General features: G+C 36.7%; 13 protein-coding genes. 2 read left to right on the top strand and 11 right to left on the bottom strand.

The features are described from left to right. Window positions 1-10 precede the first annotated feature (10 nt). From AACZ30_RS03005 to AACZ30_RS02985, 5 genes are all read right to left on the bottom strand, one after another. Window positions 11-3277, bottom strand: coding sequence for a VCBS repeat-containing protein (locus tag AACZ30_RS03005; RefSeq protein WP_339647738.1), 3267 nt, complete (start codon window positions 3275-3277; stop codon window positions 11-13). Next, window positions 3261-6632: a VCBS repeat-containing protein gene (locus AACZ30_RS03000; RefSeq protein ID WP_339647737.1), complete on the bottom strand. Its 3372-nt coding sequence runs from the start codon at window positions 6630-6632 to the stop codon at window positions 3261-3263. Before AACZ30_RS03000 ends, AACZ30_RS03005 begins: the two co-directional genes overlap by 17 nt. 139 nt (window positions 6633-6771) lie before the next feature. After that, complete coding sequence (locus tag AACZ30_RS02995; protein WP_339647736.1) at window positions 6772-8361, bottom strand: RagB/SusD family nutrient uptake outer membrane protein; 1590 nt, start codon at window positions 8359-8361, stop codon at window positions 6772-6774. A 9-nt stretch (window positions 8362-8370) separates the two neighbouring features. Beyond that, the gene (locus AACZ30_RS02990) at window positions 8371-11457 is read right to left on the bottom strand and encodes a TonB-dependent receptor (RefSeq protein ID WP_286760534.1); all 3087 of its coding nucleotides are present in this window, start codon (window positions 11455-11457) and stop codon (window positions 8371-8373) included. 288 nt (window positions 11458-11745) lie between these two features. Next, entirely contained in the window at window positions 11746-12621 is an 876-nt protein-coding gene (locus AACZ30_RS02985; RefSeq protein WP_208225956.1) for a diacylglycerol kinase family protein, read from the bottom strand. Between the two features lie 68 nt (window positions 12622-12689). Here AACZ30_RS02985 and AACZ30_RS02980 point away from each other — a divergent pair, with 68 nt between their 5' ends. Together AACZ30_RS02980 and AACZ30_RS02975 are read left to right on the top strand one after the other, a co-directional pair. Further along, complete coding sequence (locus AACZ30_RS02980) at window positions 12690-13655, top strand: App1 family protein (protein WP_339647735.1); 966 nt, start codon at window positions 12690-12692, stop codon at window positions 13653-13655. 97 nt (window positions 13656-13752) lie between these two features. After that, complete coding sequence (locus AACZ30_RS02975; protein WP_339647734.1) at window positions 13753-15879, top strand: Tex family protein; 2127 nt, start codon at window positions 13753-13755, stop codon at window positions 15877-15879. A gap of 51 nt (window positions 15880-15930) precedes the next feature. On the opposite strand, the gene AACZ30_RS02970 is transcribed toward AACZ30_RS02975, so the two are convergent. The 6 genes from AACZ30_RS02970 to otsB form a co-directional block, all read right to left on the bottom strand. Beyond that, window positions 15931-16578, bottom strand: coding sequence for a photosystem reaction center subunit H (locus AACZ30_RS02970; protein ID WP_339647733.1), 648 nt, complete (start codon window positions 16576-16578; stop codon window positions 15931-15933). Window positions 16579-16595: 17 nt separating this feature from the next. Further along, complete coding sequence (locus tag AACZ30_RS02965; RefSeq protein ID WP_339647732.1) at window positions 16596-16826, bottom strand: hypothetical protein; 231 nt, start codon at window positions 16824-16826, stop codon at window positions 16596-16598. 152 nt (window positions 16827-16978) lie between these two features. Continuing rightward, a complete protein-coding gene (locus AACZ30_RS02960; RefSeq protein WP_339647731.1) occupies window positions 16979-17839 on the bottom strand; it encodes a dienelactone hydrolase family protein in 861 nt (286 codons plus the stop codon). Between the two features lie 36 nt (window positions 17840-17875). Then, the gene (locus AACZ30_RS02955) at window positions 17876-19225 is read right to left on the bottom strand and encodes a M28 family metallopeptidase (protein WP_339647730.1); all 1350 of its coding nucleotides are present in this window, start codon (window positions 19223-19225) and stop codon (window positions 17876-17878) included. Between the two features lie 138 nt (window positions 19226-19363). Continuing rightward, window positions 19364-19651 carry a YtxH domain-containing protein gene (locus AACZ30_RS02950; protein ID WP_075327262.1) on the bottom strand — a complete coding sequence of 96 codons (288 nt, stop codon included), beginning with the start codon at window positions 19649-19651 and terminating at the stop codon, window positions 19364-19366. A gap of 139 nt (window positions 19652-19790) precedes the next feature. Beyond that, window positions 19791-21049 (bottom strand): trehalose-phosphatase (otsB, locus tag AACZ30_RS02945; RefSeq protein WP_339647729.1); only part of this gene is annotated, 1259 nt, incomplete at its 5' end.

Genomic DNA, 21049 nt, shown 5'->3' with positions numbered 1-21049 from the left:
TTTTTTCATATTAATTCTTCAATTTATAAAATAAAGGTTTAGCATTATTAAGGCTAACCATAAGGTAATCAATTCCTTTAAAATTTATTAGATCAAGGCTTCTTACACTTTTTTGGGTAAGATTTAATCCCAGCTCAACTCCTTCTAATACTTCACCATTCTGTGTGATTAAATTACCGGCCATTGCGTCAAACCTGCCGTGATACGGAGTTACCCCAAAATAATTCCCTGCAACTAATACTTCTTCGTGATTATCCTTGTTAAAATCGGCTTTTAAAAATGCCATAATAGGCGCTGTTTGCAATGCATTTTCGAAGCGTTTAAAAATAAACTTTCCATCCTTATTTAGCAAATACCCCGAAGCCATTGTGTGCACTTTCAGCAATTTAGCTTCTTTTAACGATTCCTTTTCAAAAATTTCTTCGATGGTTTTTCCGGCAAAATCTTTATATGCCGGAAATTTTTTGCGCAAATAAGAAAGTTGGCCTACCAGTTCATCGAGCCCATTTGCCGGATAATATTTGTGATTTTTGGCATAAGCTATAATGGTTTCTGTATTTCCATTTTTATCGAAGTCGGAATAATACATTCTTAGCGGGAACTCTGCTGAAGCCGGAAATTTAGAATTCAAGCCCCAGTTTCCGAGCAAATAATCCATTTTCCCGTCGTTATTTATATCAAACGGAATTATTTTTTGCCAAAGTCCGTTGAGCTTTTCCTCAAGAATTTCTTTTGAAACATTCTCTAAATTTCCATTATTATTCCTGAAAAATTGCGGGGACATCCATTCTCCAACTACAATCAAATCTTCCTGACCATCTTCGTCAAAATCTGTCCAGATGGCATCGGTAATCATTCCTGCTTTTTCGAGTTCTGAATTTTCCTGAATTTTGAATTTACCCTGTTCATTAATGAGCAAATAGGAGGAAGGGATTTTTCCAAAATTATTGGATACTGCGGCACCGCCCACAAAAATATCTAAATCGCCATCGCCATCAATATCACCTAATTTTGCAATTGAAGTATTTTCAAAAAATTGTGGCAATTTTTTAGTTTTTAATTCAGCGTTTTCATAAGCATATAATTTATCTAGTAAAGCATCTGCCTCACCATAAAATTCACCGCCACCGGAAGTCACAAAAAGTTCATTCTTTTTATCCCCGATAAGATCTACAATCGTTGCCGAGGTATTTTCAGTCTTTTCATCTTCTTTTAATATTCCAAAATCTTGCTTTTTAAAGGAATTCTCCTGTTGAAAATAGATCTCAGCCGGTGCAAACTTTGAATTTCCGAAGTAGATATCATCCTTGCCATTCCCGTTTAGATCTCCAACGGCAACCGCAGGTCCACGATCTGAAATTTGATAAGGAATCAATTTTTGACGGTTAAAATCTGTATATCGATTTTCTATATGTTTAAAATCTATTCCCGGTAAAGAATCTATTTTCTCAAACCATGGTTTTGGTGTAGGATAAAGTTTTTTATAATCAATAGGATTAAGGTCTGAATTCGGACTTATTACCAATTGCTGATTTAAATCCAGTTTATCCTGTTTTTGATAGGTGTTATCTGGCCAGATAATTATAAGCGAGTCTAACTTATCCTTCTTCGGAAATCCGAAATGAATAATAGGCTCTGAAGAAGATTGAAAGCCTTTTGAATTATAAAGCTGGCGCATTTGCATTTTTCCCTCCTGCCAGGCAATTGCTTTTGTCCCAATTCCGAATTTATTTTGAGTATCAAGTTTAAACGATAATTTTAAATAATTTGATGTTGCGTCTGACTGGTTTTCGTAAATATTGGCGTTTGTATTAATGTTATTGCTTACAATATCCAAATCGCCATCATTATCTAAATCAGCGTAAGCTATACCCGTAGAGATCACAGAATCCCGAGCCATCCATTTACCAGATTGATCTTTAAAATTAAGATTGGCAGAACCTTTAAAAACATAATTATGCACCTTTCCGGAAGGCATCATATTTAAAGCTTCCTTGTCTACTAAACGGGTATTATTTATTTTTTTCTGAATCTGGTTACTGGAAACATATTTTATATAATCTAAATCGTTGGGGCGTTTGGGAATCCCCGTAGCTATAAATATATCTTGAAGCCCATCCTGATCAAAATCTGCAAACAGTGGAGCCCAACTCCAATCGGTGGCGGCTACACCGTTTAAAAGTCCGGTTTCCTGGAAGTATTCTCCTCCCTGATTTATTTGAAGCATATTTCTGGTATACTGGTAATGATATCCCAATTCATCGGTTTTTAGCTTATCCAAATCCCGGGGATCGTCTCCTACAGAGGCTTTTAAAACCTTTTCATCCTGGGGAAGCATATCCAGAGTAAGAATATCTATAAATCCATCATTATTCACATCCGCGGCGTCATTTCCCATAGAAAACCGACTAACATGCCCAAATTTAGATTTTAACGTTTCGGTAAAAGTGCCGTCTCCATTATTCAAATAATAATAATCATCTTCGTGAAAATCGTTACTCACGTAGATATCTGTGAAACCGTCATTATTAAAATCGGCAGTGGCGAGTCCGAGTCCGTAACCGTTTGCACCACCATAAATCCCGGCTTCTTCGCTAACGTCCACAAATTTTCCGTTATCATTTCTTAATAGTTTATCACCGCTTTCAGCAATACGTTTATTTCTAATATCTGCAGGGCCGTAAGTATTCACCGTGTGAACAGCGTGATTAAGCAGATACATATCTAAATCGCCATCATTATCAAAATCAAAAAAAGCAGCTGTTGAAGAATAGTTTTGAAAATCCAGCCCGAATTCTTCAGCTTTTTCAGAAAATGTGCCGTCACCATTATTGATGAATAATTCATTTTTTCCATTTAAACCGTTTATTCCAGAGACCGCACAAACATAGATATCTAACAAACCATTACCGTTAACATCGGCCATAACAACTCCTGTATTCCAATTAGAAGTGCCTGAAACTCCTGCCTTTTCGGTAATATCTTCAAACTGCAAGTTTCCTTTATTAAGAAAAAGTTTATTTTTTACCTGATTTCCGGTTAGGTAAATATCTGGTAAACCATCCTTATTTATATCGCCCACAGCAACGCCGCCGCCATTATAGAAATACAAATAATCTAAAATATTTAGCGCATTTGTTTCGGTAAGCTCGTTGCTAAAATTTAGGCCTGTGGTTTCTGCCGGCAGGTTTTCAAAAAGAAAATCTTCCGAAGTTTTTTCTTTTTCACAGGAAGTGAGAAAGATGAATAAAAATACCAGGCTAAAGAGTTTTCTCATCAAACTTAAAGATTTTTGGTTCCTGATTATTTATGGCTACCAGAATAAGAATTTCTGCATTTTTATTTGATATTTTCCTTATGTGTTTCACTTCACCTTCAACTAAAAATCCTGATTTCTCTGAAGATATAATCTCCATATCACCATTCCCACTCACCTTTAGGAGAAGCCCTTTACTTGCATCCAAACGCCCAAATTGGGGTTTTAAGTTGAAATCGTTTCCGGCGAGTAAAAAATAACTATTTCCATTTTTGGTAGTTAGATGTTCAATAGCGTGAATACTTGATAACTGTGCTTCGGTAGGAAGTTCTTTAAACTCATAATTACCTTCAGCATTATTTAAAGCAAGAAAACTTTTAAAAGTGGTTATCTCTTTTACAATAGAATTTTCAACAATTTTTTCTGAAAAAAGTTCCTGAATTGACTTCGTAGCATATTCTGAAAATTTAAGATTCTGCTTTTTTATTGCTGAAATTTGCCCTGCCAGTTCTCTTCTTAAATGAATTGGGATATCTCTGCCATCAATATTTCTGGTAAAAATTTGTTCTATAGTACCATTATTATCAAAATCGTTGATATAAACTTTAACCGGATTTTCGGCTGAAGTTTGATAAAACGAGTTGGTACCGCGATTTCCTAAAATAAAATCTGGATTTTCATCCCCATTTATATCTGAAACCGATAAACCTGTCCAGGCTCCGGAAAATTCGTTCAGATTATTATCTGCCGGGTTAAAAGAATTTCCGTTGTTTTGAAGAATTTTAGGCGCCATCCAGTCGCCGGTTAAAATTAGATCTTTTTTCCCATCAGCATTTGTATCTTCCCAAGTGGCATCGGTTATCATTCCCAGGTCGTTAAGTATGTAAGCTTTAGCATCGGTTACATCTTTAAAACTGCCTTTACCGTCATTTTCTAATAGCTGATGTTTGGGGTTAATTCCAAAAATTCCCGGCACGCTTCTCTTTCCTATAAACAAATCTATGTCACCATCATTATCAAAATCATATGGCGCGATCACTGAAGTATTTTGTGCAGAATTAGGTAGTTGATATTCTGAAGCGCTAAAACTTTCATTTCCCTGATTTATATAAATTCTATCGCGAAATATTTCTTTATCAACGTTAGCTTCATTCCCGCCTGAACCTACTATCAGGTCTGGTTTATTATCGCCGTTTACATCAGCAAAAACTGCATAGGTATCTTCAAAACTTGAATTTGAGGTAAAAACTTCGAGATTCTTTTCGCTAAAGCTTCCTGAATTATTCTGTAGATAAAGAACTCCGGCCTGGCCTTTTGCGCCTCCTAAATAAAAATCCTCATTTCCATCACCATTTATGTCGCTTACAGCGAATGCCGGGCCTTCACGCGATAACATTTTTGGTATTAGACCTTCATAATCGTAGTCTATATAATTATTTTCTTTGTGGTTTTGAAGTTTTGTATTTATTTCAGTAAAAATAGTTTGGATTTGCGGTTTTTGCAGGTTATAAGTTGAATTTGCTTCGGTTTGATTAAATTTCAAAGTAGTGTTAATCTCCGGATTTTTTACCAGCTGCGTAGATTTATCGGGCCAGATAATTCGAAGCGAATCAATATTCTCAGCTTCTCCAAGCCCGAAAGTAAGGCTGTAATCTATTGAAGATTGAAATCCCCGGGTAGGAATTAATTCCTGAGAAAGCACCTGGTTATCAAGATAGAGTAAGGCTTTACTGCCAATGGCAAATGTATTTTTTTCTTCACCTTTTAGATTTAATTTCAGGTAATTATTATCTAATTTTTCTGAAGTTCTATTCTTATAAATAAATACCTCCTGGTTTACGTTATTAATGACAAGGTCAAGATCGCCATCATTGTCTAAATCGGCATAAGCGGAGCCGTTTGAAAAACTGGGTTCATTTAATCCCCAATCCTGTGCTTTGTTCTCAAAAGTTAAATCGCCATTATTCTGAAATGCAAAATTGGGAATAGGATTGCTTGGCATTTCATTTAGAATGGAATCAAATTCCTTTTTCTTTCCGGTAAGCACCATTTCCTGAAGAATATCGTTGGCAAAGAAATCCATAAAATCCTGGTTAGTGAGATCGTGGTAGATGCCGTTACTCACATAAATATCTTTGAAACCGTCATTATCCATATCAAAAATTAGGGCGCCCCAACTCCAGTCTGTTTGTGCAACACCACTTTGAAATGCGATTTCAGAGAAGGAATTTTCACCCGTATTGAGCTGTAGAGTATTTTGCATAAATTGGTGATAGAAATCCCTACTTTCTTTGAGTTTATAGATGTCATATCGTTCAAAATCTGAAGTCTCTTTAAGGCGTTTATCGCTTTCCGGAAGCATATCGGTAACAAAGATCTCAGGACGCGCATCGTTATTGATGTCCGCCATATCTGCGCCCATCGACGACAGACTTAAATGAGATACACGGTTTTTAATATCTTCAGTAAAAGTACCATCACCATTATTGATATAAAGATAATCGCGTTCATAAAAATCGTTAGAAATATAGAGATCGGGGAGTTGATCGTTGTTTACATCGCCTACGGTAACTCCAAGTCCAAAACCTATTAAGCTTCCGTAAATTCCTGCTTCTTCACTAACATCGGTAAATTTACCATCATCGTTGCGTAGTAATTTATCACCACCGCCTTTAAAAATTTCTGGTAAGTCCCAATCTTCACTTCTTAGGTCACGTTTGTTATTAAAACTTAGGCTGGAAACCGGGATAAAGCTATTATTAAGAATATATACATCAAGATCACCGTCCCCGTCATAATCAAAGAAAGCGGCGTGGGTGGTAAATCCATTTTCGTCTAAATTATAGGAAGCGCCGTCTTCAGTGAATGTAAGGTCTCCATTATTGATGAAAAGTTCATTTTTACGATCTGCACCTTCAATATTTCCGGCATTGCTCACATAGATATCCAGCAGTCCGTCGTGATTAATATCTACCATACTTACACCGGTGCTCCAGTTTTTTGTTCCTGCCGTTCCTGAGCTTTTTGTAATATCTTCAAATTTAAAATCGCCTTTATTCAGGTAAAGTTTGTTTTCACCAAGATTTGAGGTTAAATAAATATCAGGCAAACCATCGTTATTGATGTCACCAATTCCTACACCCGCACCATTATAAAAATTTCTATATCGAAAAATGTTGAAATCTTTAGTATTGGTTATTGTATTTTCAAAATTGATTCCCGTTTGAGTAGATGACATTTTGGAGAATAATGCATCCTTATTTTCTTTTTCCGCAGGTATTTCATTTTCTGTTTTATCATTAGCACAAGCCATAAAAAACAGCATAATAAAGATTGAACCAAAAATTGAAGAAGATAAATGAGAAGTGATTTTCATTGAGAAAAACAGGTTAGAAGGGAGGCTATTTTAATTGGCAATTTAAACAAAATTTAAGAAGAATTTAGGAGTCTAAAAAAAGAGACTAAAAATGCAAATGCATTGATAGCCTCTTTAATATATAAACTATTTCAAGTAATTAGTAACCTTCGTTTTGTTCTAAATTAGGATTAGATGTTAAGGCTGTTGAAGGTATTGGGAACAATACCCTAAAAGCTTCTGTATTATCTTTAAATTCCCAGGTATCGGTATAAGTACCAAATCTAATTTGATCCTGTCTCCTGGTGAATTCCATATAAAGTTCACGACCACGCTCATCAAGTAAATCTTGATCTGTAAGGCTTTCCAGCGGAGTAGCCTGTCTTAGTTCACGTAATTCATTAACCAGGCCTAAAGCAGACTCATCTGCAGTTCCACCGCGATGAATAGCTTCAGCTTTCATAAGATGAGCATCTGCATAACGGAAAACGATTAAATTGCCTGGATAAGCTCCATCTGATGGATGGTATTTTAGTAATCTAATACCTGTTCTCTCATTGTTACCTACTAAACCTGGCAATTCTTTGGTATAAACTAAAGGGTTCCCGGTTCTATCGTTTAATTCAGAGCCATCTAAAGCATATTGCTGATTTATAAGAAATCCATATCCGATATAAGAACCATCTTCCATTCCGTCTTCATCATCATCTAAATCATCTCCTTCAGCTGTATTTCCTGAAGTAGGTACAAAACCTCTACGTTCCTCCTGTCCTGAACCCGGTACGTTAACCTCTGGGTCTCCTTCAAAAAGATCATAAAATTCAGCTAAAGTTGAAAAACCATTCCATCCTCCTGCGGGTTGACCGGGTGTTCCCTGGTTGTAGTGTAATGTACTCCAAATACGTGCATCTGCTCCATAATTAGTTCTAAAAATTATTTCAGTATCAGAAACATCTACATCGGGTTCAAAAATTTCGAAGAATCCACTTTGAAGTGCAAATCCATCTTCAGTAATAGCATCAACGTGATTTATCACTTCATTCATATCTTCGGGAGATGCAGTTCCTGTACCTAAATAAATATGCTTGTTTAGGTGCATTTTTGCTAATAGAAAGTTTGCAAGTGCCTTAGAAGCTCTATTGGTTTCAGCTCCAGGACCATTGGCTGGTAATTCAGGCAATGCTTCTTCAAGATCTTTCATAGCAAAATCAAAAGCTTCGGCTCGTGACATTACCATTGGGCTAACATCTGGGCCTTCATTAACACCTCTAAACGGCACCTGGCCAAATAGATCTATTATCCAGTACATACTGAAGGCTCTTAAAACCTTGGCTTCTGCAACTTGTGCTGCGCTTGCCTCAGGGGTTTCAATGATTTCTGTTAATGAAAATACACTGGAATTAAAGTTGTTCCAGGTATTTAAAAGATAGGGGTGGGTAGCATCCCAGGTGTGCTGGTGCAAGGTTCTCCAAACCCCATTATCTCCCCAGTCTGTTCCCCTGGTTGGAATTAATAATTCATCTGATGTGGCTTCCTGTAAAGCATATAAATTTTCCTGGGTTTGTAAATGTCCCTGGATCGTGTTATACGCGTTATTTATTGAGCCTTCTACGTTGCTTACTCCGTCAAATCCTCCGTCTGAAGTTTCACGGGATACCGAGTCGGTATCTTCAAGTTCCAGATCGGTACAGGACACGATACTTAGAACTCCTAAAGTAGCTAGTGTTATTTTTAAAATACTCCTTTTCATAATACTTTTTTAAAATGATGCATTTAAACCAAAAGTCACTGTTGTAGGTCTTGGGTATGCGGTATAATCTATACCTGCCGAAGGAACATTATTTAGTGCTTTATTGGTATCTACCTCTGGATCAAGACCTGTGTAATCTGTAATTACAAAAAGGTTTTGACCTGTTAAAGATAATCTCAATGTATTAAATAAACTTTCTTCAGCGATATCAAAGTTATATCCTAAAGTTAGGTTTTGCATTCTTAAGAAATCTCCTTTTTCAAGGAACCTTGTAGATACATCTGGTGCGTTAAGGTTAGATTCTCCATTTCCAATTACATTTTGAGTAACATTTCTACCATTACCAATTGCTCCCGCAGTAAAGAAAGCATTTTCGGTATTGTTATAAATATAGTGTCCAAACTGGCCTGTTAAAAATGCAGATAGATCCCAGTTTAAATATTGAACACTGGTAGATATACCTAAATTGGTAGTTGGTAGTGCACTTTTTCCAACAAATTGTTGAACATCTCCATTAGGATAAATAGACTGGCCTGTTTCATCAAAGCCTGCGAATTCCCTTAAAAAATAGGAGAATAGTGGTTGGCCACCAACTAAACGCTGAGCAAAGGCTCCCGTTAATCCCTGTCCGCTAATTCCACCGGTATCAATAACTCCATCAAAATCTTCAACCATATTATCGTTGTAAGCAATGTTGAAGCCGAAGTTCCAGAATAAATCTTCTTGCTGAATTATATCATAATCTATTGCAAATTCAACCCCTTTGTTAATCACATTAGCATCCAGATTTTGGAATACGAATGGTTGTGGAGAAGGTTGAGCAGAGAAAACCTGGATTAAAAGATCTGTAGTGTTTTTGTAATAAAAATCTAAAGATCCGCTTAACCTATCGTTCATAAAACCATAATCAAGACCTATGTTGGATTGACTGGTTTCTTCCCATTGTAAGTTTGGATTAGCAAATGATACAAGGGTAGTACCTGGGGCATCTATACCGCCTCCATTGTTAATTCCAAAACCTGCCCATCTCTCACGTTGCTGGTATTGGTTATAAGGAATTTCCTGGTTACCGGTAACCCCGTAACCCAATCTTAGTTTTAAAGTAGATATAGCATCTGGGATGAAATCTTCATCACCCATTTGCCAGGCAAAAGCTCCAGAAGGGAAGTAACCGTATTTATTATTTCCACCAAAACGTGTAGAACCATCAGCTCTTAAAGTCGCGGTGAATAAATATTTCCCGGCTAATTCATAATTTAACCTGGTGAAGAAAGATTGCAACTCATCGGTTACATCAAATTTATCACCGGCAATGGCACTGGCTACTATATTTCCTGGGTTAGACACATTATCTGTAGCAATTTCAGGAAAAAGACGATTTACAAAGATATCTTCTCCGGTATAACCATATTGCTGATAAGAACCACTTATAGAACCTTCTATAGCGTCTCTACCGGCTTGAAGTTCATCTATCATCGCATCCATATCCCCGGTTGAGAAACCAAATCCTGAAACATTTATTCCTGAACGACTAAAGTCCTGGAAGGAGTAACCGGCTAATGCGGTGAACTTAGAATTCTCAAATTGTTTTTCGTAATTCACGGTAAGTTCCATTAAGCGGTTGGTAGAATTAATCTCATTGATATAACCTCTACCATTTCCCGGAACACCAGATCCTACCCCTGCGATGTCCCCAGAAAGAGCGGCACCACGGTAGGAGTTAGATTCATCATATCCAAGGGCAACTTTTGCACTTAACTCTGGTAAGATTTTATAATCGGCAGATAGATTAAGTAAAACCCTATCAGTTTCAGTTTCATCCTGGTTATACTTTAATAATGCCAACGGATTTATAAAATCACCACCAGGAGTAAATTCAGGGTCGGCCGGGTAGGTAGGATTAGCAAAATATGCTGTTCCTAATAAATCTCCCTGCGCCCCTGCATTATCTGATATTGGTGCACGTTCATCATTCACTCTTGCAATGGTAGATTGAAGGTTTAGCTTCAATTTATCATCAAATAGCCTATGGGTGATATTTAACCTTCCAGTTAATCGCTCCATAGAGGAATTCTCTATTATCCCCTTTTGGTCGGTATAATTACCAGAAACTCTATAGTTACCACCGGTATAAGAATTAGAATAGGAGAGATTATGAATTTGAGAAAAAGCAGAGCGGGTAATTTCGTCCTGCCAGTCAGTATCTCCACCAAAATCAAGGTCTTCTCTATTACCGCCATAACTTTCGGCAGCGTCTAAGAATTCTTCTCTGTTTAAAAGATCAAATTCGTTAGCCGGAGTTGCAATACCAAGGTTGGTACTGTAATTTAATCTTCCCTGATCTCCTCTACCATCTTTTGTAGTAATAATTACAACCCCGTTAGCTCCCCTGGAACCATATATTGCGGTTGCAGAAGCATCTTTAAGAACGCTCATACTTTCAATATCAGATGGGTTAAGGAAGTTTAGTGGGTTTTTAGCACTAGAAGAACCAAAACCTACATCATCTCCACCTGCTGATACTTCATCACCAGCCAATGGCACACCGTCTACAACGAAAAGCGGATTGTTACCACCCCTAACCGAAGTTGTACCTCGAATACGAATGTTAACACCGGCGCCAGGTTCTCCACTGGAGGTAGTAACCTGTAAACCGGCTGTTTTACCTTGTATAAGTTCTTCTGGCGAAGAAATTACACCCTGGTTAAATTCATCAGAAGAAACTGTAGAAACCGCCCCAGTGGCATCTCGTCTTTCTACATTTCCATAACCAATAACCACTACTTCGCTAAGGGCATCGGTGTCCTCCTGCATGGTAGCATTAATAGTTGTTCTTCCGTTTACCGAAATCTCTTGTTGGGCATAGCCTACAAAGCTAAATACCAGAACACCATCACCTGGAACATCGTTTAACGAATAATTTCCGTCAAAGTCGGTTACCGTACCATTAGAGGTACCTTTAACCACAACGTTCACTCCCGGTAAGGGCATTTCCCCATCGGTTACCGTTCCTGTTATTGTTTCCTGCGCCTGGACAAATCCGAAGCTGCAGATTGCAAACAGAAACAAACCGATTTTGAGTAATCCTTGTTTCATAAATTTAATTTTACAGTTGATTAATTAAACCATTAAGTTGATGACCTAAATTAGTAAAAAATTATGCTAAATATTAAGTAGTCTATACACGCAAACGTTTTCGTGTTTTCAAAGATGTGAATATTGAAGGGGTTTTTTAGACTAAAATTGAAGCTAAAATTTTATTGAAAATATCGCAATACGAAGTAAACAGCTGTCTTACAGGATTCTAAAAATTAAATGTAATAAATACACGTGATGAAATCGTAATTTTATAATTTTTGTTGATAAAATTTCATTTTATTCCCTTTAATAGGTCATTATTGATAGTTTTTTGGCCGAAATTTTGACAGAAATTTCTTCCTTTTCTCCAATATATTCACCATCAACCTGAAAAGCGACCGGTTTTCTACAAAAAACTCTAGCACTTTTAACCGGTATTATCTCCACAAATTCAGAGTTTACGTCAGTTTCATTACGTAAAGTTTTTAGAATCTCCAGGATGTCGAAGTTTTTGAATAAAAGGATTTCAAAAACACCATCATCTATTTTTCCTTTGGGGTTTACGTTAGCACCGGTGCCGTATTTTTTTGCATTGGCAAATGCCAAGAGAATTCCTTTTTTGGTAATAGTCTTATTTTCTAATTCTATTTCAAATTCAAAAGGATATTTACTTTCCCAAAGAGTAGGTATAGATTGTAGCAAATAGCCCATTTTTCCTCGTATTCTGGAATGTTCGTAATTTTTAATTAATTCAGCATTTAATCCCAAATCACTTATGTGCAGGCAGAGTTCTCCATTAATTTCAAGCATATCCATTTCTTTATGTTCATTACCCAGCGCTATTTTCAATTGTTCTTCCAGGATGTTGGGAATGCCCAGGTTAACAGCAAGCCCGTTGGCTGAACCTGCAGGAAAGATTGCTATAGGAATTAGAAAATTAATTAAAGCCTCTGCTACTTGTTTTATAGTCCCGTCGCCACCCGCTACAAAAACCCGATCAAAATTATTTTCGGTAACCAATTTCTGAATTTTCTCACGATCATTTTTACCGGTTGTTTTATAGGTTACGAGTCCAGCATTAATTTTTAAAAGCTCATATTCAAGAGTTTGTATTATATGCTCCTTACTAAGACCTCCTGAAATTGGGTTTACAACAAGTAGTACTTTTTGTATTTCTTTCATATAGCTTCTAAAATATGCTTAAATTTAATTATTTTGGAGTAAGAAAAATTCAATAAAAATCTAAAATTTTGAAGTTAGATCTAAAACTTTATCGTGGTTATGTTAATAATCAGGAGCTGGTTGTATCTGGCCATTTATTTAAATCCTGGGCGCCAGATAAGTACAGGCTGGATAGAAAAGGAATAAAACATGCGGTAGCTATTATTCATATGTTTCGCATTAGTCCTTTAAAAAACAAGGAAATCACCTTGAAATTTCGCAATACTACAGTAACCACTAAAACCCTGGACGATGGCTATTTTAGATTTACAATTCCTTTTTCAGAAGAATTAAAAAGCGGCTGGCATGAATACGAGGTGAGTTGTAATATCAAGGATTTTGGAATGATAGAGAAGGGGGAATTATTAAAACCGCACCCATCTAAATACGGTATAATTTCAGATATAGATGATACTTTTCTTATTTCACATAGCAATAGCTTTTTTAAAAAGTTATATGTGATGCTTTCCAAAAACATCAATAAGCGCAAGATTTTTGATGACGTTGTAGATCATTATAAAGAATTGAGCCGTGCGGGGCAGGACTCTGAGCATGCTTCCAATTCCTTCTTTTATGTTTCCAGCAGTGAGTGGAATTTATATGAGTTTATCAATGAATTTGCCAAGATGCACCAGTTGCCTAAAGCGGTAATTAAACTAAAGAAAATTAAAACTGGGATTTCAGATTTTCTCTCTACCGGCCGCGGAAGCCACGATCATAAATTTGAAAAGATAAAAGATATTATTTCTTTTTATCCCCACATTCCTTATGTACTATTAGGAGACGATTCCCAGAAAGATGCCCATATTTACGAGCGTATATGTAAAATTTTTCCAAAGAGGTTAAAAGCAGTTTATATACGACAAACCGGAAGAAAAAAGAAGCCGGAAATCACTACAATTCTCAAGAATATAGAAAGCCTTGGCGTAAGTATTTGTTACTTTAAACATAGCAATAAGGCCATAAAACATTCCCGCGCAGAAGGGATTATTTAAAGTTTTTGAATCCTATATTTGCTGAAATTAACTCACGGTTTAAATATACACAACCGAAGTTTAAGATCATATTTTAATTAATCTGAAATTTCATTTTTTGAACGTACAGGACTATATAAAATCCAGGGCCCAATTGCCCGTCAAAAGTATTCAGAATACTATTGCACTTTTAGAAGCCGATGCTACAATTCCGTTTATTTCCCGCTACCGTAAGGAAGCCACCGGAAATTTAGATGAGGTTGCTGTTGAAAAAATTGCGCTGTTACTCAATTCTTTTAACGAACTCGAAAAGCGAAAAGCAGCGGTGCTTAAAGCTATAAAGACTCAAAATGAGTTAACTGAAGCTTTAGCGGAAAAAATTAATAAAGCCAATACTTTAACCGAAGTTGAAGATCTCTATTTACCTTTTAAAAAGAAAAGAAAAACAAAGGCTGATGCAGCCAGGGAAGACGGTTTAGAACCACTTGCCAAAATCTTAATGGCTCAAAATACAGCCAATATTGACCTCTCTGTAAAACAATTTCTTTCTGAAAATATAAAAACTAAAGAAGCAGCTTTTTACGGGGCCGGGCATATTATTGCTGAATGGATTAATGAAAATACTTATGTTAGAAATTCCTTTAGAAGATTATATGCCCGAAAAGCGCAACTAAGTACCAAATGGGTAAAAACAGAAGAAGAACATCCCGAAGCTTCCAAATTTTCACAGTTTGAAAAGTGGGAAGAACCGCTTAAAAGAATTCCTTCACACAGATTTTTGGCTATTTATCGAGCCGAAAAATTGGGGATAATTAAACTAAAAATTGAAGTGGATAAAGCGGAAGCTTTAAACTTAATTGAAAAAGCAATAATTAAAAATACCGGTTTTTCTGGAGTAAAATATTTAAAAGAAGCGTTTGAAGATGCTTTTACACGATTGCTGAAAAAATCTTTTGCTACCGAATTTTTAAATGAAGCTAAGGAAAAAGCAGATGAAGATGCCATCGGCGTATTTGCTTCAAATCTTGAGCAACTTTTAATGGAAGCTCCTTTGGGCAGCAAACGAATTCTCGCATTGGACCCGGGTTTTAAATCAGGTTGCAAATTGGTGTGTTTAGATGAACAGGGGAATTTATTACATAATGAAACAATATTTCCTCACCCGCCACAGAAGAAAACAGATGCGGCTTCAGCGAAGATTAAAAGTTTGGTAAATGCTTACAAAATTGAAGCTATAGCTATAGGTAATGGCACCGCAGCCAGGGAATCCGAGCAATTTATTAAAAACATTTATCTACCAAAAGAAGTTTCGGTTTTTACGGTTAATGAAGCAGGAGCTTCGGTTTATTCTGCTTCAAAAATTGCCAGGGAAGAATTTCCTAATTATGATGTTACGGTGCGTGGAGCAGTTTCTATAGGCAGAAGATTGAGTGACCCGTTGGCCGAACTGGTGAAAATAGATCCAAAATCAATAGGAGTAGGGCAGTACCAACACGAGGTAGATCAAACCAAATTAAAGGAGAAACTTGATGTAGTAGTGATGCGTTGTGTAAATAAAATAGGAGTAAACTTAAATACGGCAAGTAAAGAATTATTGTCTTATGTGTCTGGAATTGGCCCGGGATTGGCACAAAATATTCTGAATTACAGAAAAGAAAATAAACGTTTTACAAGCAGAAAAGAATTGCTAAAAGTACCTCGCCTGGGAGAAAAAGCCTTTGAACAATCTGCGGGATTTTTACGAATTAAAAATGCTAAGAATCCATTAGATTATTCGGCCGTGCATCCAGAAAGTTACTTTGTGGTAGAAAAAATGGCGAAAAATAATGCCTTGAAGCCGGAAGAACTAATAGGAAATACTGAAGTTCTTGAAAGGATAAAACCGGAAGATTATATTTCTGATAATATTGGATTACTGAGTTTAAAAGATATTCTGGGAGAATTAAAAAAACCTGGAGCCGATCCCAGGGCAAAGAAAAAGGCCTTTAGTTTTGATCCTTCAGTAAAAAGTATTACCGATTTAAAGCCGGGTATGAAACTTCCGGGAATAGTAAATAATATAACCAATTTTGGCTGCTTTGTAGATATTGGAATCAAAGAAAGCGGGCTCATTCATATTTCAAAACTTGCCAATGAATTTATAAGTGATGTAAATTCGGTGGTTAAACTCAACCAGGAACTGGAAGTCACCGTACTTTCTGTAGATGAAGAAAAAAAGAGGGTTCAACTTTCTTTAATAGATTAATACAACGAGGCTGTTGAAAAACTGGTAGCAGCCTCGTTTGTTTTAAACTTTCTAATTTCTTTTTCTAAAATTTGCGCCGTCAAATTCTTCCCGCTCATAAAATTCATCATCAGCGTAATGAGCTTTGCTATGACGGTCTCTACGATCATTTTCATCGTCAATAATTTTCCCTTCCCTTTGTTCAGAAATTGGCTTATCGGCATATTCCTCTTCTTTTCGGCGTTGGAGATGCTCGTCTTCTTTTTCTACAGAAGACGGACGATTATAAGAGCTTAAAACAGTTTCTTCATAATGTCTATCTGGATTAGCACCGCGTTCAATGCGTTTTGTTTCAGCAAAGGTTTGGTGGGTAATCCTTGAAGTATAAATGTATTTTTCATCTTCTTCGAGCTCTACCAGGCCTATGGGTACAATTACGTGATTCTGGCCGTCTTTGTTTACAAACTCCTTAATTTCAGGATCTGCGGGTTTACCATAGGGATCGTGCCGGGAATCTATAATGGTCTGGTCTACTTCCACATCTACGTAAACTACGCGATCAAGATTTTTATTAATGAGTAAATTATCAACTTTACCAACTACACGCTTGTCGGCATCTCTAACAACCCAGCCCCGAATATCGGGATAACCGCCTGCAATTTTATAGTCTTTTAATTCACTTAAATAATATAGATTCTTATTCTTTATATCCTTGCTCATAATTCACAATTTTTTAGTTATGCAATCAATTCTTTTGAATAAAGAAAACTGATCTTGCTATTTTCATTAAAATAAATGCCTGAAGTATCATTCAATTCTTCAATATCATTGGTATCATCAATGGTGTCTACATCATCAGTAGTGTCATTATAAGCGAAAACATAAAATAATATTCCCAGTATGATGATAGCGATTAAAAGAATCCATGGCCAAATAGGTTTTTTCTTTTCAATTTTAATTTCTGCCATAATCTTAGTTTTTGTTTGGTTAGACTACTAAAGTTAAAAAATATTGTTACTAACTATTATTAAGGTTAGCCCAAACTATTGTTAATTAGGTCCTAAGCCAAAAAAAGGCATCCCTACGGAATGCCTTTATAAAAATAAATATGTATAAAAGTTTATTTTAAAAGATCTTTAAGTCGCTTCCAGGCTTTATCGTGTGCTTCTTTATTTGGTTTTTCGGCCTCTGGTTGGTGGCCACTGCGCATAAAGGCGTGGCCGGCGCCTTCGTAGATTTCATATTTATAAGTCTTGCCGGCGTCTTCCATCATTTTTTCACTGGCCTCAATCGTGGAATTCACACGGTTATCATCACCACCGTAATATCCATAAATAGGAGCCGAAATATTTGCAATTACTGAAGCATCTTCAGGACCGGTTCCGTAGAAAACGTGCGCTGAAGAGATTTCCTGGTTATTTGTAGCATACTTAAAGGTTTGTGAACCACCCCAGCAAAAACCAACTACAGCAACTTCTCCGGTTGATGCCGAATCTTCCTTAATATAGTTGAAGGCAACATCAAGATCTGCAGTTACCTGTTCTGGGTCTAAAGCATAAATGGCGTCTCTTGCAGCATCAGGATTTTCAAAATCTGTGGTGCGACGTTTACCTTGAGTATTTGAAATCAAATCGGGAGCGATCACCAGGTAACCGGCTTCAGCAAGTTTATCGGCAAACAACCTTGCCCAATCATTTAAACCACGGTTTTCGTGAATTACAATTACAGATTTTGTAGCTTCATTTGTTTCGGGATAGGCTACAAAAGCCTGAAACTCCCTCTCACCGTGAGATAAAGTAACCCATTCGTGATGCCTTGGGGAATCAGAAAGTTCATCGGCTTCAGTTTTTTGAGCCATTGTAGTATCGGTTTCAACTTGAGCTTCCTCCTTATTATACTCTTTTTTATCATTTTTATTTCCGCAGGAAAAAAGCGAAAATGCAAAGACAAACAGCAGGAAGACGTGGTTTAAATGTTTCATAACTATAAAGTTTTAATTGAATATTGTTTCAATTTCCTATCTGAAAACGCCGGAAGGAAAAACTACTACACTTTCGTGACCGTCTTTTCCAACCGCTGCTACGCCAAAGAAGAAATTATCTATAACAATTCCGTCAAGGGTAAATTCACTTACATCACCTACAAATCGGGAATATTGCCACTGCGCTTCAGTTGTTTCTCTCCAGTAAATCTTATAACCGGCAATATCGCCTTCAACCTTATCCCATCTTAATTTTGCTGAAGGTTCTACAATTCCTCCAATTTCAACGTTTTTAGGGGCTGGTGGAGCCCAGGCAAGACTTGCCATATTTATCGCATTTACTGCGGTAAGTTTTTTAGCATAATTGAAATTTACCCCTTCTATAACATCGCCATATTCAATACCGTTTTCGGTTCTAATATCCTGGTGTTGGCGGTTGTAATTTTCATGGGCTTCCATAATCCTTATTCCGGCGAAGCCAAGATCGTTAAAGGGGCGGTGGTGACCACCACGACCAAAACGGTCTAAACGATAGATCATCATCGGGTTCATTTCAGGCATATAAGTTTCAGTAGTTTTATGTACATAACGAGCCAACTGACGGGAAATACCATCTACCTCGCCACCGTAAACCCTACGCATAGTTCTTTCTCTTTCAGATTCATTTGGAGGAACGGGTTCAGAAAATATTCTAAAAGTGCGATTATCAATTACGCCATCTACACCTTCAATATTCCCAATCATATCGTTATTTAAAACGCCAATAATTTCCCATTCATTTTCTTTAGCATACTCTGCAAGGCCTTTCCCGCCAAACAAGCCCTGTTCTTCACCAGAAAGACCAACGTAAACCACGCTGCTTTCAAACTCATATTGCGATAAAACCCTTGCGGCTTCTATGGCTCCGGCCATCCCGCTGGCATTATCGTTGGCTCCGGGCGCATCGGTTTCAAAATCCATAGTATTGCTGGCGCGAGAATCTATATCGCCGCTCATAATAATATAACGGTTTGGATATTTGGTTCCTTTTTGAACCGCAACCACATTTACCACCCAGGCATCGTGCGGAATGCGTTCGCCATCTTCTGTAGTAACAAAGTCTTTTTGGTAAAAAACATCAAGACAATTATCGCAATTATTAGATATATTATCGAATTCAGATTTTATCCATCTACGTGCGGCACCTATTCCACGGGTGTCAGAAATTGTATCACTAAATGTATTCCTTGTTCCAAAACCGGCAAGTTTCCTAATATCGGCTTCAATTCTATCTGCAGAAACGCTATCTATTATTTCGTAAATACGCTCATCGGTTTGCGCATTTGTTTGTTGAAAAATGAGTCCTGAAAATAGGAGTAGGGCAAGACTGGGTATATTTCTTATCATAAAATTATTTTTTTAAGCTTCTAAAATACCTAATGTTTGGATGATTTCACAATTAAATACGCTTTAGAAGTATTATGAAACAAAAAAATCCCGACAAAAAATGCCGGGATTTTAAATCACATTCTAATTAACTACAATTTAGCTTGCTTTCATATTATGAATTTCAGCTTTTGCTTCGTGTGCTTTTTGGTCAGCTTTCGAGTTAGAAAGGCTGGCTTTAGTTTTGTTCTTTAAAGCATCAACTTTGTGGCTTAAAGAGTCAGAAAATTCATTGAATTTTCCTTTAGTTCCTTGTATAGCTTCGTTGCTTGAATCTGAAATCGCCTTTCTGGTATCTGCACCTTTTTTAGGGGCAAATAATAGTCCTAAGGCCGCTCCTGCAGCTGCTCCTGATATTAATCCTAATAACATTTTTCCTGATTTCATCGATCTAAGTTTTTAAGTTTTGGTTCGTATTTTTGTTTAATGTAAAATTAGATCATAATCACGCCGTTACCATATTTTTGAAGTTAAGTTATGCATAAACTTTCTTAGAAAATGTCAAGGAATTTAACAGTTTAAAGGCTTATGAATTTTCAGCAAACTTTTTAAGTATATCCCTTACCTTTAAAGTGTCTTCAACATAATAACGTGCGCTGGTTTTTTTCATTCCAACTTTAACCGTAAAAGAATTTTCTGGAAGTTCCTCAAACATATATTCATCTGTCCAGTCATCTCCAATGGCAAAGATGAAATCGTAATCTTTGCCAACCAGTTTTTTATTGGAAGCTTTTCCCTTATTTACTCCGCTACTTTTTATTTCCAGTACTTTATTTCCTTCAAGAACGCTAAGTCCACGGTTAGAAATTAATTCCTTTAAAACATTTGAAAGCTCATTAGCTCTAATTTCACCAAGTTCGGGATCGGCTTTTCTATAATGCCAGGCTAGTGAATAGTTTTTATCTTCTATAAATGTACCGGGCGTTCTATCTACAAAAGTTTCAATTACCGGGCGCACCGCACTCATCCAATCGTTATTCACGTTTTCTGAAAGTTCCCATTCGCTATCTTTTTGGCGCATCCAAACCCCGTGTTCTGAAATAAGTTCTACAGGAATTTCCTGCCACCACGCACCAAGGGTGTCTTTATCCCTACCACTAATAAGAACTACATCTGTATTTGCTGATTGATTTAATTTGTGAACTAAATCTATTAATTCCTGGTCTGGTTTTGCTTTTTCGGGCTTATCGGTAAAGTTTACTAATGTACCGTCGTAGTCCAGGAATAGGATTCGGTTCTTCGCATTTTTAAATTTCTCCAGAATTTCATCTGAAACTTTAGAGGAAATTCTTCTCGCTTTAAACGCATCTCTATCCTGACTCGTTTCATGTAAGGCTTTCATAAAATCGTTTGCCCATTTTTCTACACTATAGCGTTTCAGTCGCTTTTGAAGTATTTTATTGCGCTGCTTTTGTTCTTCTTCAGGCATTTCAATTGCCTGGATTAAAGTTTCGGAAATCTGCTCAAAATTATTCGGATTAATAATTAACGCCTCGTTCATCTCGTGTGCGGCACCAGCCATTTCACTTAAAATAAGTACTCCGGTTTGATTTATTCTTGTAGCCACAAATTCTTTGGCAACCAGGTTCATCCCGTCCCTAATTGGTGTTAATAGTGCAATATCACAACTCGTATAAAGGTCAATTAAATTTTCAAAAGGCATAGAGCGGTAAAAATACCAGATAGGCGTCCAGCTCACGGTAGAGAATTTACCGTTTATTCTTCCAACTAATTCATCTATTTCCCTTTTTAAACGTTGATATTGCGGCACGTTAGATCTTGATG

This window comes from uncultured Salegentibacter sp., from assembly GCF_963972535.1.
Taxonomy (GTDB): domain Bacteria; phylum Bacteroidota; class Bacteroidia; order Flavobacteriales; family Flavobacteriaceae; genus Salegentibacter.
Note: the sequence above shows the minus strand (reverse complement) of the source record. Positions and strands in the feature narration are given on the sequence as shown.